At 70.4% G+C, this 26,664-nt stretch carries 25 protein-coding genes; 17 read left to right on the plus strand and 8 right to left on the minus strand.

What is annotated here, in order from left to right:
- Window positions 1–50 precede the first annotated feature (50 nt).
- Entirely contained in the window at window positions 51–329 is a 279-nt protein-coding gene (locus tag IPV10_RS08170) for a helix-turn-helix domain-containing protein (protein WP_207482623.1), read from the plus strand.
- Here IPV10_RS08170 and IPV10_RS08175 read toward each other — a convergent pair.
- Window positions 317–928, minus strand: coding sequence for a hypothetical protein (locus tag IPV10_RS08175; protein WP_207482625.1), 612 nt, complete (start codon window positions 926–928; stop codon window positions 317–319). The two genes, IPV10_RS08170 and IPV10_RS08175, sit on opposite strands and share 13 nt — an antisense overlap.
- Before the next feature lie 126 nt (window positions 929–1,054).
- Here IPV10_RS08175 and IPV10_RS08180 point away from each other — a divergent pair, with 126 nt between their 5' ends.
- Both IPV10_RS08180 and IPV10_RS08185 read left to right on the plus strand, forming a co-directional pair.
- A complete protein-coding gene (locus IPV10_RS08180) occupies window positions 1,055–1,441 on the plus strand; it encodes an Rv3235 family protein (protein ID WP_207482627.1) in 387 nt (128 codons plus the stop codon).
- Window positions 1,442–1,481: 40 nt separating this feature from the next.
- The gene (locus IPV10_RS08185) at window positions 1,482–2,966 is read left to right on the plus strand and encodes a sensor histidine kinase (RefSeq protein ID WP_207482629.1); all 1,485 of its coding nucleotides are present in this window, start codon (window positions 1,482–1,484) and stop codon (window positions 2,964–2,966) included.
- 101 nt (window positions 2,967–3,067) lie between these two features.
- On the opposite strand, the gene IPV10_RS08190 is transcribed toward IPV10_RS08185, so the two are convergent.
- Window positions 3,068–3,316 carry a WhiB family transcriptional regulator gene (locus IPV10_RS08190; RefSeq protein WP_067198513.1) on the minus strand — a complete coding sequence of 83 codons (249 nt, stop codon included), beginning with the start codon at window positions 3,314–3,316 and terminating at the stop codon, window positions 3,068–3,070.
- A 233-nt stretch (window positions 3,317–3,549) separates the two neighbouring features.
- Here IPV10_RS08190 and IPV10_RS08195 point away from each other — a divergent pair, with 233 nt between their 5' ends.
- Complete coding sequence (locus tag IPV10_RS08195) at window positions 3,550–3,933, plus strand: hypothetical protein (protein ID WP_207482631.1); 384 nt, start codon at window positions 3,550–3,552, stop codon at window positions 3,931–3,933.
- A 58-nt stretch (window positions 3,934–3,991) separates the two neighbouring features.
- Here IPV10_RS08195 and bcp read toward each other — a convergent pair whose 3' ends face one another.
- The 3 genes from bcp to aroA are packed head-to-tail and all read right to left on the minus strand — an operon-like array spanning window position 3,992 to window position 6,870.
- Window positions 3,992–4,465, minus strand: coding sequence for a thioredoxin-dependent thiol peroxidase (bcp, locus tag IPV10_RS08200; protein WP_207482633.1), 474 nt, complete (start codon window positions 4,463–4,465; stop codon window positions 3,992–3,994).
- 9 nt (window positions 4,466–4,474) lie between these two features.
- Window positions 4,475–5,548: a ribosome small subunit-dependent GTPase A gene (gene rsgA, locus IPV10_RS08205; RefSeq protein WP_207482635.1), complete on the minus strand. Its 1,074-nt coding sequence runs from the start codon at window positions 5,546–5,548 to the stop codon at window positions 4,475–4,477.
- A complete protein-coding gene (aroA, locus tag IPV10_RS08210; protein ID WP_207482637.1) occupies window positions 5,545–6,870 on the minus strand; it encodes a 3-phosphoshikimate 1-carboxyvinyltransferase in 1,326 nt (441 codons plus the stop codon). Before aroA ends, rsgA begins: the two co-directional genes overlap by 4 nt.
- 70 nt (window positions 6,871–6,940) lie before the next feature.
- Here aroA and IPV10_RS08215 point away from each other — a divergent pair, with 70 nt between their 5' ends.
- The 4 genes from IPV10_RS08215 to IPV10_RS08230 all read left to right on the plus strand — a co-directional run bounded on the left by IPV10_RS08215 (window position 6,941) and on the right by IPV10_RS08230 (window position 10,530).
- Window positions 6,941–7,603, plus strand: coding sequence for a sigma-70 family RNA polymerase sigma factor (locus IPV10_RS08215; protein ID WP_207482639.1), 663 nt, complete (start codon window positions 6,941–6,943; stop codon window positions 7,601–7,603).
- A complete protein-coding gene (locus tag IPV10_RS08220; RefSeq protein WP_207482641.1) occupies window positions 7,600–7,845 on the plus strand; it encodes a zf-HC2 domain-containing protein in 246 nt (81 codons plus the stop codon). The genes IPV10_RS08215 and IPV10_RS08220 overlap by 4 nt, the downstream gene beginning before the upstream one ends.
- Before the next feature lie 33 nt (window positions 7,846–7,878).
- Window positions 7,879–9,183, plus strand: a complete 1,305-nt coding sequence (locus tag IPV10_RS08225; RefSeq protein ID WP_207482643.1) for a GNAT family N-acetyltransferase — start codon at window positions 7,879–7,881, stop codon at window positions 9,181–9,183.
- Window positions 9,184–9,267: 84 nt separating this feature from the next.
- The gene (locus tag IPV10_RS08230; RefSeq protein ID WP_207482645.1) at window positions 9,268–10,530 is read left to right on the plus strand and encodes an APC family permease; all 1,263 of its coding nucleotides are present in this window, start codon (window positions 9,268–9,270) and stop codon (window positions 10,528–10,530) included.
- A gap of 80 nt (window positions 10,531–10,610) precedes the next feature.
- Here IPV10_RS08230 and IPV10_RS08235 read toward each other — a convergent pair whose 3' ends face one another.
- Window positions 10,611–14,294: a multifunctional oxoglutarate decarboxylase/oxoglutarate dehydrogenase thiamine pyrophosphate-binding subunit/dihydrolipoyllysine-residue succinyltransferase subunit gene (locus tag IPV10_RS08235; RefSeq protein ID WP_207482647.1), complete on the minus strand. Its 3,684-nt coding sequence runs from the start codon at window positions 14,292–14,294 to the stop codon at window positions 10,611–10,613.
- A 162-nt stretch (window positions 14,295–14,456) separates the two neighbouring features.
- On the opposite strand from IPV10_RS08235, the gene IPV10_RS08240 reads away from it, so the two are divergent.
- From IPV10_RS08240 to IPV10_RS08255, 4 genes are all read left to right on the plus strand, one after another.
- Window positions 14,457–15,911, plus strand: coding sequence for a GuaB1 family IMP dehydrogenase-related protein (locus IPV10_RS08240; protein ID WP_207482649.1), 1,455 nt, complete (start codon window positions 14,457–14,459; stop codon window positions 15,909–15,911).
- A gap of 295 nt (window positions 15,912–16,206) precedes the next feature.
- Entirely contained in the window at window positions 16,207–17,169 is a 963-nt protein-coding gene (locus IPV10_RS08245; protein WP_207482651.1) for a hypothetical protein, read from the plus strand.
- 296 nt (window positions 17,170–17,465) lie between these two features.
- Window positions 17,466–18,782 carry a hemolysin family protein gene (locus IPV10_RS08250; protein ID WP_207482653.1) on the plus strand — a complete coding sequence of 439 codons (1,317 nt, stop codon included), beginning with the start codon at window positions 17,466–17,468 and terminating at the stop codon, window positions 18,780–18,782.
- A complete protein-coding gene (locus IPV10_RS08255; protein WP_207482655.1) occupies window positions 18,779–19,840 on the plus strand; it encodes a hemolysin family protein in 1,062 nt (353 codons plus the stop codon). The genes IPV10_RS08250 and IPV10_RS08255 overlap by 4 nt, the downstream gene beginning before the upstream one ends.
- Before the next feature lie 70 nt (window positions 19,841–19,910).
- Here the strand turns inward: IPV10_RS08255 and IPV10_RS08260 are convergent, their stop codons facing one another.
- Window positions 19,911–20,978 (minus strand): NADH:flavin oxidoreductase/NADH oxidase, encoded by a 1,068-nt coding sequence (locus IPV10_RS08260; protein ID WP_207482657.1) that lies wholly within the window; start codon window positions 20,976–20,978, stop codon window positions 19,911–19,913.
- 55 nt (window positions 20,979–21,033) lie between these two features.
- Between IPV10_RS08260 and IPV10_RS08265 the strand changes: the two genes are divergently transcribed.
- Genes IPV10_RS08265 through IPV10_RS08285 form a run of 5 tightly spaced genes read left to right on the plus strand, consistent with a single transcriptional unit; the run spans window position 21,034 to window position 25,324 of the window.
- Window positions 21,034–21,870, plus strand: a complete 837-nt coding sequence (locus IPV10_RS08265) for an NAD(P)H-hydrate dehydratase (protein WP_207482658.1) — start codon at window positions 21,034–21,036, stop codon at window positions 21,868–21,870.
- Window positions 21,867–23,105, plus strand: a complete 1,239-nt coding sequence (locus tag IPV10_RS08270; RefSeq protein ID WP_307861087.1) for a hypothetical protein — start codon at window positions 21,867–21,869, stop codon at window positions 23,103–23,105. Before IPV10_RS08265 ends, IPV10_RS08270 begins: the two co-directional genes overlap by 4 nt.
- 4 nt (window positions 23,106–23,109) lie before the next feature.
- Window positions 23,110–23,457 (plus strand): thiamine-binding protein, encoded by a 348-nt coding sequence (locus IPV10_RS08275; RefSeq protein WP_207482660.1) that lies wholly within the window; start codon window positions 23,110–23,112, stop codon window positions 23,455–23,457.
- A 9-nt stretch (window positions 23,458–23,466) separates the two neighbouring features.
- Window positions 23,467–24,705 (plus strand): MFS transporter, encoded by a 1,239-nt coding sequence (locus IPV10_RS08280; RefSeq protein ID WP_207482662.1) that lies wholly within the window; start codon window positions 23,467–23,469, stop codon window positions 24,703–24,705.
- A 10-nt stretch (window positions 24,706–24,715) separates the two neighbouring features.
- Complete coding sequence (locus tag IPV10_RS08285) at window positions 24,716–25,324, plus strand: NUDIX hydrolase (RefSeq protein ID WP_207482664.1); 609 nt, start codon at window positions 24,716–24,718, stop codon at window positions 25,322–25,324.
- A gap of 34 nt (window positions 25,325–25,358) precedes the next feature.
- Here the strand turns inward: IPV10_RS08285 and IPV10_RS08290 are convergent, their stop codons facing one another.
- On the minus strand, window positions 25,359–26,567 hold the full coding sequence (locus tag IPV10_RS08290; protein ID WP_207482666.1) for a homoserine O-acetyltransferase: 1,209 nt from the start codon (window positions 26,565–26,567) through the stop codon (window positions 25,359–25,361).
- Window positions 26,568–26,664: the final 97 nt, after the last annotated feature.

Below are 26,664 nucleotides of genomic sequence, written 5' to 3' on the forward strand. Positions count from 1 at the left end.
AGGTTGATCTCGGCGGTGGTCTGCGAGCGACTCCGGGGGAGAATGGGTGCATGCCCGATTCGCCCGCATCCGCTCCGCGATTCCTCGCGCCCGCACAGGTGGCGGAGCTGCTCAGCATCGAGGTCGACGAGGTCATCGCGCTGGTCTATCAGGGCAGGCTCCGCGGATCTCAGCTCGGCTCGCCCGCGCGCTGGCGCGTGGAGGAGTCCAGCCTCGCGGAGTACCTCTCGGAGCAGTCGGAGGAGGCGCGGCGGATGGCGCTGTGGCGGCAGGCCAACGAGGCGAGCTTCCCCGAGGTATGGGGCACGTCGAGGCCTCACGGCAGCTGATCGCCCGAGGCCTGCACCGAGGCCAGCGCGTCGAACGGGACGACGCGGAAGCTGCGCACCGCGGCGGCTACGCGCGCATCGCCCTGGTCGTGCACCGCGAGGTCGAGGTGATCGGATCCGGCCCTGTCGATGGTGCCGTGCAGGTCGTCGCCGTCGACGGTGGTCAGCCGCACGGCGACGCGGCGCCGCGCGAGATCGCGCAGCACGAAGCCGAGGGTCATCCGCTCCCGCAGCGACGGGGTGTCCTCGAGCGCGGCATCCAGGCTGGCCAGCAGCATGCCGTGATCGAGGGCGAGACCGCGGACCGCATGCAGCGGGATGATCAGGATCGCCCGCGGCCGGCCGGTGCCCGCGTCGTCGGCCTGCGCCGCGGCGACCCAGTCTGCTCCGAGTGACTGCAGCCGCACGCGGATCCGCCGCATTCCGGGGAGGTCGACGGTGGCGACGGTCGCGGACGCGCAGAGCACACGCAGACGGCTGCGCAGGTCGAGCCGGGAGATGCGGAGCCGTTCGGACTCCGCGTCGAGCGCGGCCCGCTCCGCCTCCCACTCCGAGGCGAGCTGACCTTCGAGGTCTTCGAACAGCCGATCCCAATGCACCCGACCGAGCGTAAGCGAACCGCGCGCTCGGTGTACGAGTTATCCACAATTGTCGCGCGAGACGCTCGAGCGCCGATCACGCCGTGCTCTACTTGCCGCAGTCTTCACCGATGGAGAGTGCCGCAGATGACGCTTCACGAGTACTTCGCACCGCAGCCGACGCCGCGCGCCGAGCTGCCCGATCCCGAGCCGCTGCTGCGCAGCCTCACGCAGGGCGTCCTGGAGGTGCTCGCAGGGGTGCGAGAGGTCGATCAGCTCGCCCGCTGGTTCAGCGAGGACGCCTACCGGACGCTGCTGACGCGGGCGAACCTGTCGGCGAGGGCGCGCAGCGCCAGGGGAGTCCCGCCCGCGCGTCCGACGTTCGACATCCGCTCGATCCGCGTGTCCGAGCCGGTGGACGGCGTCGTCGAGGCGGTCGTGATCGTGGCGGGCCCCGGACGCACCCGTGCGGTCGCCGTACGGCTCGAGGGGCTGGACCATCGCTGGCGCGCCTCGTCGCTCGCGGTGCTCTGAGCCGCCGGGTCGCGTGCCCGGCCCCCAGTAGGCTTATGAGGTGTCAACCCTCAGTGATCTCGCCCACGCCCAGGGCCGCCTGACCGACAGCGATGTCGAATGGCTCCATCGACTCGCCGGAGACGGCCAGCTTCTCGCCGACCTCGCTTCCGCGGACATCGTCGTGTGGATCCAGAGCGATGACGGCTCGTTCATCGCCGTCGCGCACGCCCGGCCGAGCGGCGCGGCGACCCTCTTCTACCGGGACATCGTCGGCGAGCGGGTGCGTCCGCAGTGGCGGACGCAGGTGCAGGGCGCATTCGAGTCCGGCGAGATCGTGGACTCGTCGTCTCCCGACTGGTTCGAGGAGACGCCGACGCGGGTCCGTGCGGTGCCGATCGTCATCGATCGCCGCAACGCCGAGCATCCGGCATCCGTCATCGGAGTCGTGACCAGGCACACCAACCTCGGCGAGGCGCGCACGCCGTCACGTCAGCAGATCACGTTCGACGAGTGCGCGAACGACCTGTTCCGGATGATCGCCGAGGGCAGCTTCCCCGACCTGGCGGCGCCGACGTCGCCGCGGCGAGGCGCGCCGCGGGCCTCCGACGGCCTGATCCGGATCGACGTCGACGGCATCACCACGTTCGCGAGCCCGAACGCGCTCTCGGCCTTCAACCGCATGGGTTTCGAGGACGAGCTCGAGGGGGAGTCGCTCGCCGAGGTGACCACCCGCCTGGTGCCCCCGTCGCGGCAGGTGGACGAGTCGCTGCCCGTCGTCGTCACCGGTCGCGCACCCTGGCGCACCGACATCGAGGCGCGCGGAGTGACGGTGTCGCTGCGGGCGATCCCGCTGAAGGACCACGGCACGCGCATCGGCGCCATCGTGCTCTGCCGCGACGTCTCGGAGCTCCGGCATCAGGAGCAGGAGCTCATCACGAAGGATGCGACGATCCGGGAGATCCACCACCGGGTGAAGAACAACCTGCAGACCGTCGCGTCGCTGCTGCGGATCCAGGCGCGTCGCACGCATTCCGATGAGGCGCGAGATGCGCTGACCCAGGCCATGCGCAGAGTCGACGCGATCGCGGTCGTGCATGACACGCTCGCTCAGGGCCTCGCGCAGAAGGTGGACTTCGACGAGGTCTTCCATCGGGTGCTGAAGCTGGTCGCCGAGGTCGCGTCCGCGCCGAACACCCGCGCGATGACGCAGTCGACCGGCCGTTTCGGCGTGCTGCCCAGCGAGTACGCGACGCCGCTGGCGCTGGCGCTGACCGAGGTCGTCACGAACGCGGTCGAGCACGGACTCGCAGGGCAGGAGGGCGTCGTCACGATCGACGCCGTCCGGACCGAGGAGAATCTCCGCGTCACGGTCCAGGACTCCGGTCGCGGACTGCCGGAGGGGCGCATCGGCCAGGGTCTCGGGACGCAGATCATCCGCACGCTCATCCAGGGCGAGCTCGGCGGCACGATCGAGTGGCACGGCAGCGACGGCGAGGGCACCGAGGTGATCATCGACATCCCGCTGCGCTGGCTGAACAGGTGAAGCGCCGCCTGCGATCGCAGGCGGCAGCTTCTGAGGAGCACGCGAAAGCGGCCCGAGACGATGTCCCGGGCCGCTTTCGCGTGCTGTTCAGAAGCTGTGGTTCAGGAAGCGCGGCGGGCGCGGGCCGCGCGGCGCTTGAGAGCGCGGCGCTCGTCCTCGGAGAGGCCTCCCCAGACGCCGGAGTCCTGGCTGGTCTCCAGTGCGTACTGCAGGCAGATCTCGGTGACCGTGCAGGTGGCGCAGACGCTCTTCGCCTTCTCGATCTGATCGACTGCAGGGCCGGTGTTCCCGACGGGGAAGAACAGCTCTGGGTCGACAGTCAGGCAGGCGGCTTTGTCGCGCCAGTCCATGGGGGCTCCTCGTGTGGATTCAAGAGATGTCGCAGCGCGACGACTCGGATTCGGGCGGCAGATCGGGGTTCAGCTACCCTGTTCAGATGCGGACGGATGTCCGCCGCTTGTGATGCGGACGAGAATTGTCCGCCCCACGCCGCTGTGGGAGCACATGACTCTGTCTATTCTGTTACATGCAGGTTACGAAATCAAGGGTTTCGCTGCCTCTCATCCGATTCTCAGGAGACAACGTGCGCGCACCCCGACTCGCCCTCGCCGCAGCGGCCGTCCTCGCGGCCGAAGGGGCGGCGCTCGTCGTGTTCGCACTGATCGAGATGGTCGGCCTCGGCGCCGGCGACGCGGCATCGCTGCCGACGGCGCTCGCGCTCATCGTGCTCACCCTGATCGGCGCTGCCGCGCTCTTCGCGTTCGCCGTCGGCACGCGCGCCGGGAGGTCCTGGGCGCGTTCGGGGGGAGTGGTCTTCCAGGTGCTCGCGGTCGCGCTGGCGCTGGCGGCGCTCACACTGCAGCCGGTGTCCTGGCCGTTCGTGATCGGTGTGGGGCTGCCCGGCGTGCTGTGCTTCGCGCTCCTGATCGCCAGCGCCCGCGCCGAGGTGGAGCGCAGCGCCGACTGAGTCCTTCGCCGACTGAGCCCGACGGCGACTGAGCCCGACGACGGCGCGGGCGCGGGTCTCAGGCGTCGACGCCGAGCAGCTTGCGCAGTCGCGCCACGTGCCCTGTCGCCTTGACGTTGTAGAGCGCGAGTGTGACGGTGCCGTCCTCGTCGAGCACGAAGGTGGAGCGGATCACGCCTTCGACGACCTTGCCGTAGTTCATCTTCTCGCCCCACACGCCGTAGGCCGTGTGCACCGCGTGGTCGGGGTCGCTGAGCAGCGTGAACGTGAGGCCGTCGCGCTCCCGGAATTCGGCGAGCTTGGCCGGCTCGTCACGTGAGATGCCGATGACGCGGAAGCCTGCACCCTGGAGGGAGGAGATGCTGTCGCGGAAGTCGCATGCCTGCGTCGTGCAGCCCGGGGTCATCGCCGCCGGATAGAAGTACAGCACGGTCTTCTCCCCGCGGAGATCCGCGAGCCGGACGGTCGCGCCGTCCTGATCGAGAAGAGCGAAGTCGGGGGCAGAGGTTCCGGGTTCCAGGCGCACAGTCACGCCTTCAGCCTACCGTCCGGGGGTCTGCTCGGCCTTGTCCGCGAAGGTCTGCAGGAGCCGCTGGAGCGAGTCCAACCGCGCGCGTCCGGTCTCGGTCAGGTCGCCGCGCGCCGCAGCCTCGATCAGAGCGCAGTCCGGAGCATCCGTGAGGTGCGTGCACCCTCGGGGGCAGTCCTCGGCGACCTCGGCCAGCTCGGTGAAGGCGGCGAGGATGTTCGCCGGATCCACATGCCCGAGCCCGAAGGAGCGCACGCCGGGGGTGTCGATGACCCAGCCGGTGCCCTCGGCGCCGTGGTAGCGCAGCGACACGGTCGACGACGAGGTGTGCCGGCCGCGGCCGGTGACCTGGTTCACGTGGCCGGTGGCCCTGAGTGCGCTGGGCACGAGGGCGTTCACGAGCGTGGACTTGCCGACGCCGGAGTGCCCGACGAATACGGTCGAGTGCCCGACCAGCGCGGCGCCGATCTCGTCGACCGGCATCTCTGACTGCGCACTCGTGAACACGCGCAGCGCGTCGAGGCCGTCGAAGTGGGAGAGGAACGGTGCAGGGTCCGCCAGGTCGGTCTTGGTCACGACGAGCAGCGGGCGGATGCCGGCATCCAGAGCCGCGACGAGGTAGCGGTCGACCAGGCGCGCCCTCGGCTCGGGGTCGGCCGCGGCCACGACGATGAGCATCTGATCGGCGTTGGCGACGATGACCCGCTCCACCTGGTCGGTGTCGTCTGCGCTCCGTCGCAGCAGCGACGTGCGTTCCCTGATCCCGACGATGCGCCCGAGGGTCCCCTCCTCGCCGGAGGTGTCGCCGACGACCCGCGCCTGGTCGCCGGTGACGATCGGCGAACGGCGGAGCTCACGCGCTCTGGCGGCGGTGATCGTGTGCTCGTCGGGGGTGTCCTCGTCGAGCAGCACGGAGTAGCGTCCTCGATCCACGCCGAGCACGCGTCCGATCTGAGCGTCCTCGTGCGCCGGGCGGCGTTTGGTGCGCGGCCGGTTCGCCTTGGGGTTCGGCCGGGTGCGATAGCTGCTCTCGTCGTAGTCCTCGAAGTCGTCTTCGAGGTCGTCCGCGTCGTCGAGCCAGCTCACGCGGATGCGCCCCGCAGCATCCGCTCCCACAGGGCCGTGAACTCGGGGATCGTCTTCGCCGTCGTGCCGATGTCGTCGATCTCGACACCGGGCACTCGCAGACCGATCAGCGCGCCGGTGGTCGCCATCCGGTGGTCGTGGTGGGCGGCCCACTCGCCGCCCGTGAGCGGAGTCGGGAAGATCCGGAGTCCGTCGGAGAGCTCTTCCGCCTCGCCGCCGAGCGCGCGGATGTTGCCCACGAGTGCGGCGATCCGGTCGGTCTCGTGCAGCCGGATGTGGCCGATGCCGCGGATCGTGGTCGGCCCGTCGGCGAAGGCGGCGAGGCCGACGAGGGTGGGGGTGAGCTCGCTCGCCGCGGACAGATCGAGATCGAGCCCGCGGATGCCGGCGCCCGCGCGCACCGTGAGGATGCCGCTGTGCCTGGCGACGTGCGCGCCCATGGCCTGGAGGATCTCGGGCAGAAGCGCGCCGGGCTGCGTCGAATGCACGGGCCACCCGGTGACCGAGACCGTTCCGCCGGTGACGAGGGCGGCGGCGAGGAACGGCGCGGCATTCGACAGGTCCGGCTCGATCGCGATCTCCTTGGCGCGTGGCACGCCGGCCTCGACGAGCCACTCGCCGACGCCTGGACGCTCGATCCGGATGCCGCGGCGACTGAGCGCCTCGATCGTCATGTCGATGTGGGGGAGGCTCGGCAGATGCGAGCCGGTGTGCACGAGATGCAGCCCGACGTCGAAGCGGGGAGCGGCGAGCAGCAGGCCGGAGACGAACTGGCTCGACGCTGACGCGTCGATCTCGATCCTCCCGCCGCGGATGCGCCCGTGACCGCGGATGGTGAACGGCAGCGACCAGGTGCCCTCGTCGTCGATGTCGACCCCGAGGTCGCGCAGAGCGCTGATGAGGCCGCCCATCGGCCGGTGCAGAGCGGTCTCGTGGGCGGTCAGATGCACGTCGTTCGCGGCGAGCCCCGCGAGAGGCGCGATGAACCGCATCACGGTGCCGGCCTGGCCGCAGTCGACTGTGGCGCCGCCGGTGAGCTTGGCGGGCGTCACCACGAGGTCGGGGCCGAACTCGCCTCCGGCGTCGACCTCCTCGATGCCGATGCCGAGGGCGCGCAGCGCATCGACCATGCGACGCGAATCGTCCGAGTGCAGCGGCGACACCAGGCGGCCGGGACCGTCGGCGATCGCGGCGATGATGAGCTCGCGGTTCGTCAGCGACTTCGACCCGGGGATCGTCACCGTGGCGTGCACGGATTCGTCTGCGGTGGGCGCGGTGTAGGCGCCCCGGACAGGGGAGGGGGAATACCTGTTGACGCTCATCGGTTTCCACTTTAGTGAACCCGAGTGGTCGTCCGATCGAATCGGCGGTCCTCGCTGACAAGGAGAGAGCATGCTCGCAACGCTGGAACGCGAGTCGGTGGACCTCAGCGGCCTAGACTGGCCCGTGATGGATGACACCGCAACCGCAGACACGGTCAGCGCCCCTCGGCGCGAGTTCGAAGAGCAGGCGATCCCCTTCATGGATCAGCTCTACGCCGCGGCGATGCGCATGACCCGCAATCCCGCCGATGCGGCGGACCTCGTGCAGGAGACCTTCGTGAAGGCGTACGGCTCCTGGGCGACGTTCACGCAGGGCACGAACCTCAAGGCGTGGCTGTACCGCATCCTCACCAACACATACATCAACATCTATCGCAAGAAGCAGCGCGAGCCCTTCCAAGGCACGATCGACGAGCTCGAGGACTGGCAGCTCGGCGGTGCCGAGTCCACGACGGCGACGCAGGGCCGCTCGGCCGAGGCGGAGGCCATCGACCGGATGCCTGCGTCCGTCGTCAAGGACGCGCTGCAGGCCGTACCGGAGGACTTCAGGCTGGCGGTGTACCTCGCGGACGTCGAGGGCTTCGCCTACCAGGAGATCGCCGACATCATGAAGACACCCATCGGCACCGTGATGAGCCGCCTGCACCGTGGCAGGCGGATGCTGCGGGAGCTGTTGGCCGACTACGCCGTCGAGCGGGGTATCGCCGCGGCTGACACGAGGAGCAGGAAATGAGCGACTGCGGCTGCGACAAAGCCCGTCAGGACCTGGAGGAGTACCTCCGCAACGAGGTCTGCAAGACCGAGCACACCGAGATCCGCGAGCACCTGGAGCATTGCCCGTCGTGCCGAGACGAGGCTCTCGTGGCGACCACCCTCACCGAGGTCATCGCCCGCGCGTGCAAGGAGACCGCTCCGGAGGAGCTCCGCGACATGGTGTTCGCGCGCCTGCGCCAGGTGCAGGCGGGCGCTCACTGACCTGGCGTCCGCTGGCGTCGCTAGTCTGAGTCGATGACGAAGATCGACGCGCGCGACGTCCCGGCCGACCCGACATCCGCCGAGCGGCTGAAGAGCGCCGGTCTCGAGTATCGCGTGGTGGATCTGTCCCACGACGAGGGTGCGACCGCGTTCCAGCGGGCGGTGGACCGAGGGTTCCTGGGTGCCGAGCCGACACCGGAGGCGCTCGCCGGGGCGCGTGCGACCTTCGCGGCGCGCCGCAACATCGCGGTCGTCGAGCCAGGAGCCCCCGCCGGCGCGCTGCCGGTGGCGACCACGAACTCCTGGGTGACTCCGCTCACCGTGCCTGGCGGCGGGGACATCCCGATGTGGGCCATCAGCGTCGTGACGGTCGCCGCCACTCATCGCCGGAGGGGCATCGCGAGATCCCTTCTGGAGGGGGAGCTGCGCGCTGCGGCATCCGCCGGCGTGCCGATCGCCGGCCTGACGGTCTCCGAGGCGACGATCTACGGCCGCTACGGATTCGGACCGGCGATCCCGGTCGCGGCGTTCACGGTCGACACCCGCCGCGCGGGCTGGGCGGGGCCCGACACCTCAGGGCGCCTGGAGTACGTCGATCGGGAGACGCTCGCCGCGGACATCGGCGCGGTGCACGAGCGTGCACGTCGCGGGGTCTCCGGTCGCATCCCCGGCTGGCAGGGGCGCTGGGACGGACATTCCGGCGCGGCGCCGCACGCACCGGATCGTGATCGCGTGCGCGGCGTGCGCTACATCGACGAGCACGGCGAGCTGCGCGGCGCGCTCGCGTACTCCCTGAGCGAGAAGGAAGGAACGTTCCGGTTCTCGCTCTCAGTGCGCATGCTGGTCGCGGAGACGCGTGACGCGCTCACGGCGCTGTGGCGATTCGCGCTGCAGCACGACCTCGTCGACGAGGTCACGGCCGACCTGAGGCCGCTCGACGATCCGCTGCCCTGGCTGGTCGACGATCACCGAGGCGTCACCAAGATCGAGCACGACCACGGCTGGCTGCGCATCCTCGACCTGCCGGCTGCGCTGACCTCCCGGCGCTATTCCGCGCCGCTGGACCTCGTGCTCCGGGTCGAGGACCCGCTGGGGTTCGCGGCCGGCGACTGGCGGCTGAGCGTCAGTGCGACGGGATCGGCGTCGATCGAGCCGGTGACCGGCATCCCGGCCGACGTCGCGCTCGACGTCTCGACCCTGTCCGCCCTGTACGCGGGCGGAATCCGCGCGAATGCGCTGCACGGCGCCGGCAGGATCGTCGCGGACGCGAGTGCCGTGGAGGCGATCGACCGCGCGTTCATCGCGTTCCCGGTGCCGTCTCTGGACATCTGGTATTGACCTCGGCAGAGGTTGGCCGAGAACCGCCGGAATCTGGCGGTCGAGGATGTTCCGCCTCGCGCGCCGCCGGCGGAGGATGAACGGATGACAGCGACCACGACGCGCCCCGTGCACGGGATCGGCCTGCTGCAGGGCGTCGCCCTGTACCTCGCCTCGGTGCTCGGCACCGGACTGCTCGTGCTCCCTGGACTCGCGGCGCACGTGGCCGGTCCTGCGAGCGTCGTCGCGGTGGCGGTCGTGACCCTGCTGGCGATACCGCTGGCGACGACGTTCGGCGTGCTCGCGGCACGCTATCCCGACCCGGGCGGTGTCGCCAGTTACGTGCGGAGGGCGCTCGGCGACACGGCGGCGCGCGCCACCGGCTACTGGTTCCTGTTCGGTGTCGCCGCAGGCGGTCCGGTCGTGGCCACGCTCGGCGCCCAGTACATCTCCGCCGCACTCGGCACTGACCGCTCGGCAGTGCCCATCGTGGCGCTCGCGTTCTTCGTCGTGCCGCTCGCCGTGAACATGTTCGGCGTCCGCGTCGCGGGGTGGATGCAGCTCGTGCTCACAGGTCTGCTGCTCGCGGTGGTCGTCGTGGTGGTCGCGCTCGCCGCGCCGGCTGTCGACACGGCGAACTTCTCGCCGTTCCTTCCGCACGGCTGGAGCGGCGTCGGAACGGCGATCGTGATGTTCGTGTGGGCGTTCGCGGGCTGGGAGGTCGGCACGCACATCTCCGGTGAGTTCGCGAGGCCCCGGCAGGTGATCCCGATCGCCACCGCCGTCACGCTGCTCCTCTCCGGTGCGGCGTACCTCGCGCTGCAGGTCGTCACTGTGGGGTCCCTGGGGGAGCAGGCAGGCGAGGGGGACGTGGTGCTGCTCGACCTCGCCGCCCAGAGCGCACCCGGGGCGGCGCCGGTGATGATCGGCGCCGTGGCCGCGATCGTCGCCGTCGGCGTGCTCAACGTCTATCTCGCCGCGTTCGCGAAGCTCGGAGCCTCGCTCGCGCGAAGCGGCGACCTGCCGCGATGGTTCGCTCGCGGCGCCGAGAACGGAGTGATCCCGCGACGGGCGCTCCTGCTGACCGGTGCTGTCTCGACGGCGTATTTCGCTGTCCTGTTCCAGACCGGGTTCGACCTGCAGCCGTTCATCCTCGTGCACACCGCGAGCATGGTGGCGATCTACGTGCTCGGGATGGTCGCCGCGGTCCGCATCCTCGAGAGAGGCACGCTCGGCTGGTGGACGGCGGTGCTCGCCGCGGTCCTGTGCGCCGGGCTGCTCGTGCTGGCGGCATCCGCCCTGCTGATCCCCGGCATCCTCGCGATCGGCGCCGTGCTCGTCACGGCGGTCCGCAGACTCCTGCGCTGACGGCATCCGGCCCACCGGCGCACTCGAAGGGGCGCCCCGACCGTGAACCGGTCGAGGCGCCCCTTCTCCTGCGGATGCGCTCAGCTCAGCGTGAGCGCCTCACGCAGCAGCCTGGCCTGCTCGGCGGCGTGCACCTTGGAGGATCCGGTGGCCGGAGATGCGGACGCTGACCGCGCGACCGGACGGAAGGTGCGGTCGCCGGGGACGTCGGCGAAGGCGAGTGCGAGGAACGGCCATGCGCCCTGGTTCTCCGGCTCCTCCTGCACCCACACCAGCTCGGCGTTCGGGTACGAGTCGGTGATCGCCTTGAGCTCGTCGATCGGCGTCGGGTACAGCTGCTCCAGGCGGACCAGCGCGATCTCCGGGTTCGGGTTCTTCTCGAGCTCGGCGCGCAGATCCCAGTGCACCTTGCCCGAGTGCACCAGCACGCGCTTCACAGCGCCGCGGTCCAGACCCCGGTCGTCGTCGATGACCGGCTCGAACCGGCCCTGAGTGAAGGCCTCGACCGGGCTGGTCGCCCCGCGAAGGCGCAGCATCGCCTTCGGCGTGAACACGATCAGCGGCTTGCGCGGTCGTGCGTAGGCCTGGCGGCGGAGGAGGTGGAAGTGGGACGCCGGGGTCGAAGGACGGGCGACGATCATGTTGTCCTGCGCACACAGCTGCAGGAAGCGCTCGATGCGAGCCGACGAGTGGTCGGGCCCCTGGCCCTCGTAGCCGTGCGGCAGGAGCAGGGTCACGCTCGAGTGCTGGCCCCACTTCTGCTCCGCGGCTGAGATGTACTCATCGATCACCGACTGGGCGCCGTTGACGAAGTCGCCGAACTGCGCCTCCCAGAGCACGAGCGCCTCCGGCGCCTCCACCGAGTAGCCGTACTCGAATCCGAGGGCCGCGTACTCGCTGAGCAGGGAGTCGTAGATGAAGAAGCGTCCCTGCGACTCGGACAGGTTGGACAGCGGGAGCCACTCCTGGCCGTTCGCGCGGTCGTGGAGGGTCGCGTGACGCTGCACGAAGGTGCCTCGACGTGCGTCCTGGCCGGCGAAGCGCACCGAGGTGCCCTCGACCAGGAGCGATCCGAACGCGAGCAGCTCGCCGAAGCCCCAGTCGATGCCGCCGTTGCGGCTCATGTCGAGGCGCTTGTCGAGCAGCTGCTGGATCTTCGGGTGCACCGTGAAGCCCTCGGGCTTGTTCACGAACGCGTCGCCGATGAGCTGGATGACCTCCTTGGCGACACCGGTGACGTCCGGCTCGCCGACCTGATCGTCGACGGGCGCGAGATCAGGGGCGATCGGGGTCGCGCCGGTCTCGGCGGCGTGCGTCTCCGCGAAGGCGATCTCGAGGCGGTTCTGGAAGTCGGCCTTCGCCTGCTCGTACTCCTCCTCGGTGATGTCGCCGCGGCCGACGAGCGACTCGGTGTAGAGCTTGCGCACCGAGCGCTTCGCCTGGATGAGATCGGTCATCAGCGGCTGGGTCATCGAGGGGTCGTCGCCCTCGTTGTGACCGCGTCGGCGGTAGCAGACCAGGTCGATCACGACGTCGCGGTGGAAGCGCTCGCGGTACTCGAACGCGAGCTGCGCGACGTGGATCACGGCCTCGGGGTCGTCGCCGTTGACGTGGAAGACCGGCGCCTGGATGGTCTTTGCGACGTCGGTGGCGTACACCGAGGAGCGTCCGTCGTTGGGGGTGGTGGTGAAGCCGACCTGGTTGTTCACCACGACGTGGATCGTGCCGCCGGTGCGGTAGCCGCGCAGCTGCGACATCTGCAGCGTCTCGACGACCACGCCCTGGCCCGCGAACGCGGCGTCGCCGTGCACGAGGATCGGCAGCCAGGTGAAGGTGCCGATGGGCTTGCGGTCCTGCTTCGCGCGGACGATGCCCTCGAGGACGCCGTCCACGGTCTCCAGGTGCGACGGGTTCGCGGCGAGGTAGACCGGGAGCTCGGAGCCGTCGTCTGCGATGAACGTGCCCTCGGTGCCGAGGTGGTACTTCACGTCGCCCGATCCGCGCTGGTTGCCCGGCATCTGCGTGCCCTCGAACTCGCGGAACACCTGACCGTAGGTCTTGCCGGCGATGTTGGTGAGCACGTTCAGGCGGCCGCGGTGGGCCATGCCGATCGCCGCGCCCTCGAGGCCGGCGGTCGCGGCGCCCTGGAGGATCTCGTCGAGCAGCGGGATCAGCGACTCGCCGCCCTCGAGCGAGAAGCGCTTCTGGCCTACGAACTTGGTCTGCAGGAACGTCTCGAAGGCCTCGGCCTCGTTGAGCTTTCGGAGCACCCGGAGCTGCTCGTCATGGCCGGGCTTCTGGTACTTGACCTCGACCTTCTCCTGGAACCAGCGGCGCTGCTCCGGATCCTGGATGTGCATGTACTCGATGCCGAGGGTGCGGCAGTAGGAGTCGCGGAGCACACCGAGGATGTCGCGGAGCTTCGCGAGGCGCCGGCCGCCGAACCCGCCGGTGACGAACTGGCGATCGAGGTCCCAGAACGTGAGGCCGTGGCTCTCGATCTCGAGGTCGGGGTGCGAGCGCTGCACGTACTCGAGCGGGTCGATGTCGGCCATGAGGTGGCCGCGCACGCGGAAGGAGTTGATCAGCTCCTGCACGCGGGACTGCTTGTCGACGCGCTCGGCGAGGTCGACGGCGATGTCCGGATTCCAGCGGATCGGCGCGTAGGGGATGCGGAGGGCGGCGAAGATGTCGTCGTAGAAGCCGCGCTGCCCGATGAGCAGCTCGTGCACCTTCTTCAGGAACTCGCCGGAGCCGGCGCCCTGGATGACGCGGTGGTCGTAGGTGCTGGTGAGCGTGATCGTCTTTCCGATCGCGAGCTCGTTCAGCGTCTTGTCGCTCGCGCCCTGGAACTCGGCGGGGTACTCGAGGGCGCCGGCGCCGATGATGCACCCCTGGCCCTTCATCAGGCGCGGCACCGAGTGCACGGTGCCGATGCCGCCGGGGTTGGTCAGCGACACCGTGGTGCCCTGGAAGTCGGCGGCGGTCAGCTTGTTCCCGCGTGCCCGGGTGACGAGGTCCTCGTATGCGATGAGGTATTCGCTGAAGGACATGGTCTCGGCGCGCTTGATGCTGGGGACCATCAGCGCCCGCGTGCCGTCGGGCTTGGGGAGGTCGATCGCGATGCCGAGGTTCACGTGCGCCGGCGCGACGACCGACGGCTTGCCGTCGATCTCGGCGTAGAACACGTTCTGGCTGCGGAACTCGTCGAGGGTGCGGATCAGCGCCCAGCCGATGAGGTGCGTGAAGCTGATCTTGCCGCCGCGCGTGCGCGCCATGTGATTGTTGATCACGATGCGGTTGTCGATCATCAGCTTCGCGGGGATGGTCCGCACACTCGTGGCGGTCGGGACGGTCAGCGACTCGTCCATGTTCGCCGCGAGGGTCTTCGGCAGGCCGCGCAGAGGCGTGACCTTGTCCTCCTCGGTCGGCTCCACGTTCTCCTTGGCCTCGGGCTTGGGCGCCTGGGCGGGGATGGGGGCTGCAGCGGCTGGCTTGGTCGTGGTGCGCGCGACGGGCTGCTGGCCGATGACAGGGATCGGCGCGGTGACGGGGTGCGCGACCTGGTCGGCGGCAGCCGGAGGCGTGACGGCAGGAGCAGCGGGAGCGGCGGCGGCATCCGACTGGTACTTCTCCAGGATCGGCCACCACTCCTTGTCGACGGAGTTGCGGTCGACCTTGAACTGCTCGTAGAGCTCTTCGACGAGCCACGAATTGGCTCCGAACCCCCCGTCGCCCCCGACGCCGGTCACCTGGTTCGACACGCTCGATCGCCCTCTTTCATCGCTGAAGTCCAACGTGTGCCGACAGGGACGCAGGATGCGTCGGGGTCCGCACACTCTCGACCAACAAGCCTAACGTGTTTCCCCGGCCGAATCGTCGTCGCCGTGCCCCCCGGACGGCCGCGATCTGAGTAGCGTGGGGGCATGGAGTTCGCAGGAAAGCAGCCCGCCGTCGATCTGACCTATTCCGACGTGTTCCTGGTTCCGCGCCATTCGGCGGTGACCAGTCGTCTGCAGGTCGACCTCGCCCCGCAGGACGGAACACCCGCGACGCTTCCCCTGGTGGCCTCGAACATGAACTCGGTGACCGGCCCGCGGCTCGCCGCGGTGCTCGCCCGCCGGGGAGGGCTCGGCGTTCTCCCGCAGGATCTGCCGCTGCAGGATCTCGACGCCGCGATCCGCGACGTCAAGTCGCAGCCTGTGCTCTGGGACACGCCGATCGTGCTCCCGCCGGCGGCATCCGTGTCCGATGCGCTCCGGCTGCTGCCCGCCACCGCCGGGCACGGCATCGTCGTCGCGACCGGCTCCGCGCCCTACGACGCTGACCGGATCCTCGGCATCCTCCCGGCGACGCGGCTCGCGACCGCCCTGCCGGACGCTCAGCTCGGCGACCTCGTTCACACCGGTGCGCCGGCGCTGGACGCCGACGACATCGGCTCGGAGCGTCACGCCTTCGACGTGATCACCGACGCCGGGGTCGAGATGGTGACGGTGCTCCACCACGGTCACCTGGTCGGCACGCTGAGCGCCCGCAGCGCGCTGCGCTCGACCCTGTACCGCCCCGCCCTCGACTCCGACGGACGCCTGATCGTCGCGGCGGCCGTCGGCATCAACGGCGATGTGGCGGTCAAGGCGAAGGCGCTCGCCGCGGCCGGCGTCGACGTTCTCGTGGTCGACACCGCGCACGGGCATCAGGACGGGATGCTGCGCGCGCTGCGCTCCGTCTCCGAGCTGGGCCTCAGGATCCCGATCGTCGCCGGAAACATCGTCACCGCGGAGGGCGTCGAGGACCTGGTCGATGCCGGCGCATCGATCCTCAAGGTGGGCGTCGGGCCCGGCGCGATGTGCACGACGCGCATGATGACCGCGGTCGGCCGGCCGCAGTTCTCCGCGGTGCTGGAGACGGCAGAGGCCGCCAGGGCTCTCGGCGCGCACGTCTGGGCGGACGGCGGGGTGCGCTATCCGCGTGACGTCGCACTCGCGCTCGCCGCAGGCGCGGCATCCGTGATGGTGGGCTCGTGGTTCGCCGGCACGATCGAGGCGCCGGGGGAGCTCCAGAGGGATGCCGAGGGGCGGATCTTCAAGGAGTCCTGGGGGATGGCCTCCACCAAGGCCGTGCAGGCCCGGTTCGGGCGCCTCGACGCGTACGAGCGGGCCCGCAAGGAGCTGTTCGCCGAGGGGATCTCCTCGTCGAAGATCTATCTCGATCCGCTGCGCCCCGGCCTCGAGGATCTGCTCGACATGATCACGTCGGGCGTCCGCTCCTCGTTCACCTACGCGGGGGCGGCGTCCGTGCCCGAGTTCCACGAGCGCGCGGTCGTCGGACTCCAGTCGGCCGCCGGGTACGAGGAGGGCAAGGCGCTTCCGGTCAGCTGGTAGCGGCTCGCGCGCTGTTCCCCGGCTGCTCGCGCTGCTCTTCCCCGCATCGCGCTGCCCGCGCTGCTCTTCCCCGCATCGCGCTGCTCGCGCTGCTCTTCCCCGCATCGCGCTGCTCTTCTCTGCTCGCGCTGCTGAATTTTCTGCAGCGCGTGCCCTGATTGACCGCGCGAAGCGGGGTTTGACAGCGCGAAGCGGGGGCAGCGAACTCCTCTGCACAGTCGCGCTTCGCGACCGGCTTCGCGCGAGCCCTGTGGAGGACGGGCGGATGCCGCACGCCGTGTGTGAGAGTGCCACGATGAAGCTGCGAACAGAGCATCCCATCGTCGTCCATCGCCGCCGCGATCTCGAAGGGGCGAGCGACCGCGGTCTGCATGCGTCGGTGCAGAGCGGGAGCTTCCGACGGATCGTCGCCGGCAGCTATGTCAGCTCCGAGGAGTGGACAGCGCTCACGCCGATCGATCGGCATCTGGCTCGCGTGCTCGAGGTCGCCGACCGTGCGCGAGCGCCGCTGGTGCTCACACACAGTGCGGCGGCCGCAGTCCATGGCATCGACAGGGTCGGGTCCTGGCCGACCAGGGTGGACGTCCGGATCCCGAAGACGACAGGCGGGCGCTCGTCCGGCGCGACCCGACGCCATGCGCTCGGGTTCGAGGGCGTGGAACTGATCGAGTGGCGCGGACACCTCGTGACCTCGGCTGCTCAGACTGCGCTCGATCTGGCGGCGGCATCCGATTTCACTGCCGGCGTGATCGCGCTCGATCAGGCGCAGTGGTCGAACCGGAGAGGTGGCGCGCTCACCGACATCGGTCACGTCCGTGACCTCATCGACAAGAACTGGCGTCGCGGTTTCGCGCGAGTGCCTCGCGCAGTCGACTTCAGCACGCATCTGGCGGATTCCGTGCGCGAGTCGGAGGGGCGCGTTCTGATCGCGAGACTGGGCTTCCCGCCTCCGGTGCTGCAGCGCGAGTTCCGGCTCCCCGGAGGGCGGACGGCCCGCACCGACTACTACTTCGAGAAGTACGATCACGCGGCGGAGTTCGACGGCACCGGGAAGTACTTCGATCCCGACATCCTCCAGGGCCGGACCCCTCGACAGGCTCTGCTCGAGGAGAAGGACAGGGCGGATGCTCTGCGCCGGCAGGTCGCGTGTCTTTCACGGTGGCGCACGCCGGCGCACAAGGATCCGGCCGAGCTCTACGACATCCTCACCGCGGATGGCCTCCCGTCTCGGCTGCCCCGCCCGCGACGTCGGTCGTGACGGGGCGAACTCGCGCTGCTGTTCCCCGACTTGCGCTGCTGTTCCGCGTTCACGCTGCCGTGTTCTCTGGCGCGCGAACGCCGATGGACAGCGCGACGCAGGGAATGACAGCGCGACGCAGGGAATGACAGCGCGCGATCCCCGCCGTGACTGAGCCCGACGCACATCGCGCGCGGCACCGCAACCCCGGCGAGCGTCCCAGCAGGCTTCTGTACAATCGGGGACACCATGGACGACCCTCCCAGTTGCAGTAGATCGCCCCACCGCCCGCCTCTCCTGAACGAGAGGATCCTGTGATGGATTACATCCTGTTGGGCGTGGGGCTTCTCCTCACGGTCGGGACCGGCCTCTTCGTCGCGAGCGAGTTCGCGCTGGTCAACCTCGATCGCGCCGACCTCGAGGCGCGCCAGGCGCGCGGCGAGTCGCGGCTGGCTCTGACCATCGGCGCGCTGCGGCAGACGTCGACCCATCTCTCCTCCGCACAGCTCGGCATCACGCTCACGACGCTGCTCACCGGGTACACGATGGAGCCGGCGCTCTCGAACCTGCTGCATCCGACCTTCGTCGCCTGGAACATCCCCGAGGCGGTGATCGCCCCGATCGCGACCGTGGTCGCGATCGTCGTGGCCACGGTGCTGTCGATGATCCTCGGCGAGCTCGTGCCGAAGAACTTCGCACTGGCGCTGCCTCTCGCGACCGCGAAGCTGGTGATCCCGTTCCAGGTCGCGTTCACGACCATCTTCAAGCCGGCGGTGATCGCGCTCAACGGCAGCGCCAACGGCGTGCTGCGCAGTATGGGCATCGAGCCCAAAGAAGAGCTCTCCGGCGCCCGCACGGCGGAGGAGCTCTCCTCCCTGGTGCGGCGCTCGGCGATGGCCGGCGTCCTCGAGGAGGACACCGCGACCCTGCTCGACCGCACCCTGACCTTCTCCCGCCTCACCGCCGCCGACGTGATGACGGCCCGGCCGAGCATGCACGCCATCGCGGCCGGCGACTCGGCCGACGACGTGATCATGCTCGCGCGCCGCACGGGGCACAGCCGGTTCCCCGTGTACGACGACGATCTCGACGACATCACCGGTGTGGTGCACCTGAAGGCCGCGGTGTCCGTGCCCCGCGGGCGCCGGGCCGACGTTCCGGTTGGCGCACTCGCCACGGAGCCGCTGCGGGTCCCCGAGACCGTGCACATCGACGGGCTCATCGCCGAGCTGCGCGCCCGCGGGTACCAGCTGGCCGTGGTCGTCGACGAGTACGGAGGCACGGCGGGACTCGTCACGCTGGAGGACCTCATCGAGGAGATCGTCGGAGAGGTGTCCGACGAGCACGACCGCTCCAGGGCGGGCGTCATCGTCGGGCCCGACGGCGTCACCTTCCCAGGGGAGCTGCGTCCCGACGAGCTGCGTCGCCGCGCCGGCGTTGCGGTCCCGGAGGGCGACGTGTACGACACCGTGGCCGGCTACGTCATGAGCGTGCTCGAGCGCGTCCCCGTCGTGGGCGACGAGGTCGAGGTCGACACCGGGATGCTCCAGGTCGTCCGGATGGACGGCCGTCGCATCGACCGCATCCGCTACATCCCGAGATCCGATGACACCGACGAGGAGGCCGGCCGATGAGCGACTGGGCTGGAATCGTATGGCTCGTCATCCTGCTGATCGCCAACGCGTTCTTCGTCGGCGCCGAGTTCGCGGTGATCTCCGCGCGGCGCTCGCAGATCGAGCCGCGCGCCGAGCAGGGCTCCCGTGCGGCGAAGACCGCGCTGTATGCGATGGAGCACGCGACGCTGATGCTCGCGACCTCGCAGCTCGGCATCACGATCTGCTCGCTGCTGATCCTGAACGTGTCGGAGCCGGCGATCCACCACCTGCTGGCGGCGCCGCTGCACGCGATCGGATGGACGGATGCCGTGGTCGACGCGGTCTCGTTCACGATCGCGCTGCTGATCGTGTCGTTCCTGCACGTGGTGTTCGGCGAGATGGTGCCGAAGAACCTCGCCTTCTCCGTTCCCGACCGTGCGGTGCTGATCCTGGCGCCGCCCCTGGTCTGGGTCTCGAAGGTGTTCATGCCGGTGATCTGGCTGCTGAACGCGAGCGCGAACGGCGTGCTGCGGCTGTTCCGGGTGCAGCCGAAGAGCGAGGCGGCATCGACGTTCACGCTCGGCGAGGTGGCGACGATCGTCGACCAGTCCCGCCGGGAGGGCGTCCTCACGGACGCCGCCGGCGCGGTCGCCGCGGCCGTCGAGTTCACCGACAAGAAGGCGCGCGACGTGGCTGTCCCGCTGAGCGACCTGGTCTCGCTCCCGCAGACCACGACTCCGGATGACATCGAGAAGGCGGTCGCCCGCTACGGGTTCTCGCGCTACGTGATCGTCGACGCGGACGGCGGGCCTGTCGGCTACGTCCACCTCAAGGACATCCTGCGCGCCTCGGAGGGGCCGGATGCGGCCGCGAAGATGGCGGCGCCGGTGCCCACCAAGCGCATCCACCACATGGTGCCAGTGCAAGAGGACACCGACCTGGAGGATGCGCTCGCCGTGATGCGCCGCGCCGGCCGCCACCTCGCCAAGGTGCGCGACGCCGACGGCAGGACGACGGCCGTGCTGTTCCTGGAGGACATCCTCGAAGAGCTCGTCGGCGAGGTGCAGGACGCGACGCGGCGGTTCCGCGGGCGCTGAGTCGCCGAACGCCGATGACGAAGGCCGTCGGCCCCCGAGCGGGGGCCGACGGCCTTCGCCGCGCCGGGCTTCAGCGCCAGTGCGCTCGCTCGTACTGCGGCGGCCACGCCACATCCGCGTCGAGCTCGTGGGCGGCGCGGAGCGCGAAGTGCGGGTCGCGCAGCCACTCTCGACCCGCGAAGATCGCATCGGCCGCACCGTCGGCGAGCACCTGCTCCGCCTGCGCGCTCGCCGTGATCAGCCCGACCGCAGAGACGGGGATGCGGCCGCCCTGCCGGACGGTGTCTGCGAGTGACACCTGGTAGCCGGGGAACACGCTGATCTGCTGATGCGCGACGAGTCCGCCGCTGGAGACGTCGATGAGGTCGGCGCCGTGCTCGGCGGCCCAGCCGCCCACGATCGTGGCCTCGTCGGGGGTGAAGCCGCCGTCGGCGTGGTCGGTCGCCGAGATGCGGACGAACACGGGGACATCGTCGCCCGCCTCGGCGCGCACCGCGTCGACCACACGGAGCAGCAGCCGGGCGCGGTTCTCCAGCGACCCGCCGTACTCGTCGTCGCGGAGGTTCGACAGGGGCGAGAGGAACTGGTGCAGCAGGTAGCCGTGCGCGCCGTGGATCTCGATGACATCGAACCCTGCGTCGAGCGCGCGCCTGGTCGACGCGGCGAACGCGCCCACCACGGCGTCGATGCCGTCGGCGTCGAGGGCCGCAGGCGATGCGAAGCCGTCGAACGCCACGACCGTCGGGGCGACGGTCGTCCATCCGCCGTCGTTCTCGGACACCGATCCGCGACCCTCCGCCCACGGCCACCAGGTGGATGCCTTGCGCCCTGCGTGGGCGAGCTGGATGCCGGCCACCGAGCCGCGGTCGTGGATCGCACGGACGATCGGCGCCCAGGCGTCGCGCTGCTCGTCGTTCCAGAGTCCGGCGTCGCGGGGGGAGATCCGCCCCTCGGGGAGGACCGCGGTCGCCTCGGCGACGACCAGCCCGGCACCGCCGGAGGCGAACTGCGCGAGGTGGGTGTGGTGCCATTCCTGCACCACGCCGTCGACCGCGCTGTACATGCACATGGGGGAGACCCAGAGCCGATTGCGGAAAGTGACGGAACGGATGCTCAGAGGGGAGAAGAGGATGCTCACCGTTCGACGCTACCGGCTGGGGGAGGAGCCGGGGCCGTCGCACTAACGTGGAGTCATGGTCGATATCCGCGAATGGTCCCGCAGGGACACCGCGAGGTTCCTCCGCGTCCCCGGGACCGAGGACGACAAGTACTCGCGCGGCGTGGTCGCGCTGCGCACGGGCTCTGCCGCCTACCCGGGCGCCGCGGTGCTCGGCGTGGAAGCCGCATGGCGTGCGGGCGCCGGATACGTCCGCTACGTCGGCGCGCAGAGGGCGGCGGATGCCGTGCTCGCCCGCCGCCCGGAGACCGTCGCCGGTGCGGATACCGGCCGGTCGCGGATCGACGCCTGGGTGATCGGCTCAGGAACGGATGCCGCACAGCGCTCTGACGCCGAGACCGCGCAGTTGCGTGAGATCCTCACGGGACCCGCCCCGGTCGTCGTCGACGCGGGAGCGCTGGACCTGGTGCCGGGGGCGACCGCGCCGCTGCTCCTCACGCCGCACGCCGGCGAGTTCGCCCGGCTTCAGCAGAACCTCGGCCTGCAGGCCCGCAGCGACGACCGTCCCCGGGACGTCTCGGCGGTCGCCAGGGAGTTGAGGGCGACGGTGCTGCTCAAGGGCGCTCGCACGCTCATCGCGGATCCCGAAGGCCCCGTGATCGAGATGTCGGCCGGCACCGGCTGGCTCGCGACGGCGGGAACGGGCGACGTCCTCGCCGGCATCCTCGGCGCCCTGATCGCCGCGAACCGGGACGCGCCTATCGCCGAGGTCGCCGCCGCCGGCGCCTGGCTGCACGGGCATGCGGCGCGCCACGCCGCCGGAGTGGCGGACGGCACCGTGCCGGGGCATCCGATCGTCGCCCTCGACGTCGCAGAAGCCCTGCCGCACGCGATCGCGGACCTGCTCTCGTGATCCGCGCGAGGACGCTCCGCGTCGTCGTGCTCTGGTGCGTCTTCCTGATCGTGCACGCGGCGACCGTGACTGCGGGCTGGGTCTACCCGAGCCAGCCGATGGGCGACGTGGTGCTCGTGTACGAGCCGTGGTCGTCATCCGCTCTGAGCGGGGGAGCGATCGTCGGCGTCACCGAGACGTGGGTCTACCCGCAGCTCGCGCTGCTGCCGATGCTGCTGGCGAAGATCATCGCCGCACCGCTGGTCGCATCGATGGGCGTCTCCGGGGCCTACCTGATCGCGTGGGCCGTGCTGGTGACGGCGCTCGACGCGCTCGCGTTCGGGGTGCTCGTCGGGCGTTCGCCGTCGCAGCCGCGTCGCGCCGCCGCCTGGTTCTGGTGCGCGGCCCTTCTGCTGCTCGGGCCGATCGCCCTGTACCGGATCGACGCGGTGACGGTGCCGGCCGCGATCGTCGGCGTTCTCTGGCTCACCCGCCGCCCGACCGTGGCCGCGGCGCTGCTGACGATCGGCGCGTGGATCAAGATCTGGCCCGGTGCTCTCGTGGTCGCCGCGGTGATCGCGTTCCGTGCGAGAGTGCGGATCGTGTTCGCCGTGGCCGCGGTCACGGCTGTGATCGCCGGCGTGCTGCTCCTGCTCGGCGCTGATGCCGAGCTGTTCGGCTTCCTGACAGAGCAGAACGGCCGCGGCCTGCAGATCGAGGCGGTCGCGGCCACGCCCTTCCTGTGGCTCGCAGCGGCAGGAGCCGCGCGCATCGAGTACAGCTTCGAGATCCTCACCTTCCAGATCGCCGCACCGGGGGCGGATGCCGTCGGCGCGGTGCTCACGCCGCTGATGATGATCCTGGTGCTCTCGGTGGGCGCGATCGGCGCGGTGAAAGCCGTGCGCGGAGCGTCGTTCCCGAGGCTGTTCCCGCCGCTCGCGCTGTCTCTGGTCACCGCCCTGATCACCCTGAACAAGGTGGGCTCGCCGCAGTTCCAGACCTGGCTGATCGTGCCCGTGATCCTCTGGCTCGTGCTCGACCGCACCAGGGCGCGGGTGCCCGCGGTGCTCGTGCTGACCCTGTGCGCGCTCACGTGCCTCGTCTACCCTCTGAGCTATGACGCGCTGCTGCGGGCAGAGCTGCTGCCGGTGCTGATCCTGACGCTGCGCAACCTCCTGCTCATCGTGCTCCTCGTCGTCGGCATCCGCGCCATCGTCCGGGTGCCCGCCTCTCGTCCGTCCACCAACAGGGAGTGAACCCATGCTGATCGCCTTCTCCGTCGCACCCAGCGGCACGCCCGCCGGCGACTCCGAGCGCCCGGAAGGCGCCGAGCGCACCGACTCGGTGCACGACGCCGTCGCCGCCGCGGTGCGCGTCGTCCGGGAGTCCGGCCTGCCGCACCGCACCACCAGCATGTTCACCGAGATCGAGGGCCCCGACTGGGACACCGTGATGGATGTCGTCAAACGCGCCACCGAAGCGGTGATGCCCTTCGGCTCCCGGGTCTCGCTCGTGCTCAAAGCCGACATCCGGCCCGGGTACTCCCGTGAGCTGGACGCCAAGATCGAGCGCCTCGAGTCGGCGATCGACGAGTCCCGCGACCGCTAGCATGAACGGGTGAATCCCTCGACTGAATCGAGGGGTGCGGCGAAGAGGGCGCTCCTCTCCCTCGCCATCGGCAGCTTCGGCATCGGCATGACCGAGTTCGTCGTCATGGGCCTGCTTCCCGACATCGCCGGGGACCTGCTGCCCGCTCTCTGGCGCACGAGCCCGGAGGACGCCCTGAGCCAGGCCGGTTGGCTGATCTCGCTGTACGCGCTCGGCGTCGTCGTCGGCGCCCCGACGATCGCGGGATTCGTCGCGCGATTCCCGCGGCACCGCGTGATGATCGTGCTCGCACTCGCTCTCACCCTGTTCAACGCGCTCACGGTCGTGCTGCCGACGTTCGAGCTCGTCGGCGCATCGCGTTTCCTCGCTGGGCTCCCGCACGGCGCGTACTTCGGCATCGGGGCGCTCGTCGCCGCCGACGTGATGGGACCGGGGAACCGGGCCAAGGGCGTCGCGTTCATCCTCACCGGCCTCACCGTCGCGAACGTGGTCGGAGTGCCGCTCGGCACGTTCCTCGGGCAGCAGTGGGGCTGGCGGGCGGCATTCGCGGCCGTCGGCGTCGTCTTCGCGCTTGCGACGCTGTGCATCGTGTTCTTCGTTCCCGAGCATCCGGGGGAGCCAGGTCGCACGATGCGCGCCGAACTCGGAGTGTTCCGCATCGGCCAGGTGTGGCTCGCTCTCGGCGTCGGCGCGATCGGGTTCGGCGGATTCTTCGCCGTCTACAGCTACATCGCCCCCCTCGTGACCGAGATCGCGGGCTCTCCCGAAGGGGTGGTGCCCATCGTCCTGGTGCTGATGGGCATCGGCATGACCGCAGGAAACCTGGTCGGCGGGCATCTCGCCGACATCGATCTGCGCCGCACGCTGCTCGCGGGGCTCGCCGCGATGGCGGTCGTGTTCGCGCTGCTCGCGCTGCTGGCGTTCTGGATCGTGACCCTGTGCGTGCTCGTCGTCGTGGTCGGGTTCGTGTCCTCGGTGCTCAGCCCGACGATCCAGACCCGGCTGATGGACGTCGCGGGCGACAACCAGTCCATCGCCGCAGCGCTGAACCACTCGGCGCTGAACATCGGCAACAGTCTCGGCGCCTTCCTCGGCGGCGTCGTGATCGCTGTCGGCTGGGGCTTCACCGCGCCGTCGTGGGCGGGTGCCGCCCTGGCGGTGGCCGGGCTCGGGATCGCAGTGCTCTCGTATCGGGTCGAGGCGCGCAGCCACGCTCTCAGCGGGCGGCGGGCGGCGCTGCGGCCGTAGAGTGAAACGCGTGAGCGCGCTCGAGGACCTGCCCGTCGCCGGCACCGTCGTCCTCCTGCGCACCGCGGCTGACGGATTCGAGGTTCTCCTGATCCGTCGCCCGGCTCGCGGCTCGTTCGCGGGCGCCTGGGTGTTCCCCGGCGGGAAGGTCGAGGAGGATGACCGCGCGCCCGGCGCATCGGAGGTCGACGACGCTCGTCGTGCAGGGATCCGGGAGACCGCCGAAGAGGTCGGACTCGCGGTCGAAGATCTCGTGGAGTTGTCGCAGTGGCATCCGCCGGCCGAGGCGCCCACGCGCATCCGCACCTGGTTCTTCCTCGCACGCGCGCCGCAGGGCGAGCTTCGGATCTCCGATGACGAGGTGGCGGAAGCCGCGTGGATCAGCCCGGGCGAGGCGCTGGCCAGGCAGATCACGGGGGAGTGGATGCTGTTCCCGCCCACCTGGGTGACGCTGCATCAGTTGTCGGCGTTCGCGGATGCCGGATCCGCGCTGGCGGCCGCGGGGGTGGCCCGCCTGTTCGAGACGCGCGTCGTCGAGACCCCGGCGGGGCGCGTCTTCCGCTGGGGCGATGCGCGCCTGGAGACCGGCGTGCTGCCGTGGCGGTTCGTCTCCGGGTGACCAGGCTCCTCCCGGCGCGGCCGTCTGCTCGCGCTCAGGCGGCCAGGAGGCGGCGGAGGTGGGCGCCGACGGCGGCCGTCTCGATCAGGAAGCCGTCGTGCCCGAAGTCACTCGTGAGGACCACCGCCTCGCTGCCGTCGAGGGTGTTCGGGATGCTGCGCGCGATGCGGTGCTGGCCGTCGACGGGGAACAGCCGGTCGCTGTCGATGCCGAGCACCAGCGTGGTCGCGGTGACCGTGCGCAGCGCCTCCTCGACGCCGCCGCGGTCTCGGCCGACGTCGTGCGAGTTCATCGCCTCGACGAGGGTGACGTAGCTGTTCGCGTCGAACCGGCGGGTGAACTTGTTGCCGTGGAAGTCGAGGTACGACTCGACCGCGAACCGCCCGCCGTGACCGAGCGGCGACACGTCGGACTGCCACGAGCGCTGGAAGCGCTGGTTGAGCTCGATCGGGCTGCGATAGTTCAACAGCGCCATCCGGCGCGCCAGCGCCAGGCCTCGGTGCGGCCCCTCGCCGTCCGCGAGGTCGTAGTACTCGCCGCACTGGAACCGCGGATCCATCCGAATGGTCTCCAGCTGAACGGTGTTCAGCGCGATCTGGTCGGCCGTGGTCACCGGCGGCGACGACAGCACCGCGAGCCGCGCCACGCGCTCGGGATGCGTGACCGCCCACTCCAGGGCGTGCATGCCGCCCATCGAGCCGCCGACGACGGCGGCCCAGGTGTCGATGCCGAGCGCGTCGGCGAGACGCACCTGCGCTGCGACCTGGTCGCGGATCGTCAGATACGGGAAGCGGGAAGCCCACTCGTACCCGCTCGGGGCGATGCTGGCGGCACCCGTGGAACCCTGGCATCCGCCCAGCATGTTCGGGGCGATCACGAACCAGCGGTCGGTGTCGAACGGGGCGCCGGGGCCGACGATGTCCTCCCACCAGCCGGCGGTCGGGTGCCCCGCTCCGGCCTCGCCGCGCACATGGCTGTCGCCGGTGAGCGCATGCAGCACGAGGACGGCGTTGTCGCGGGCGGCATTCAGCTCGCCCCAGGTCTCGTAGGCGACGCGGATGCCGGGCAGCTCGGCGCCGCTCTCGGTGCGGAACGCGCCGGACGAGGCGAAGCGCCGGCCCCCGACGGGGTCGCCGTCGCGCCAGGCGCCCGTCGACGGCGGTCGTGCGCGGAGCAGACGGACGTCGGCCTCCGTCACGGGTGCCGACGGCACCGTGTCCTCAGAGGTCGTCTGCCAGTCCATTGGTCCATTCTCGCTCGGTCGGAGGGCGAGGGGCGGCAGGTTACGCGGATGAGTCGCACCGAGGCCCGGCATCCGCCCGCCCCCGGAGACGACGGAT

This window comes from Microbacterium sp. SD291, assembly GCF_017355365.1.
Taxonomy (GTDB): domain Bacteria; phylum Actinomycetota; class Actinomycetes; order Actinomycetales; family Microbacteriaceae; genus Microbacterium.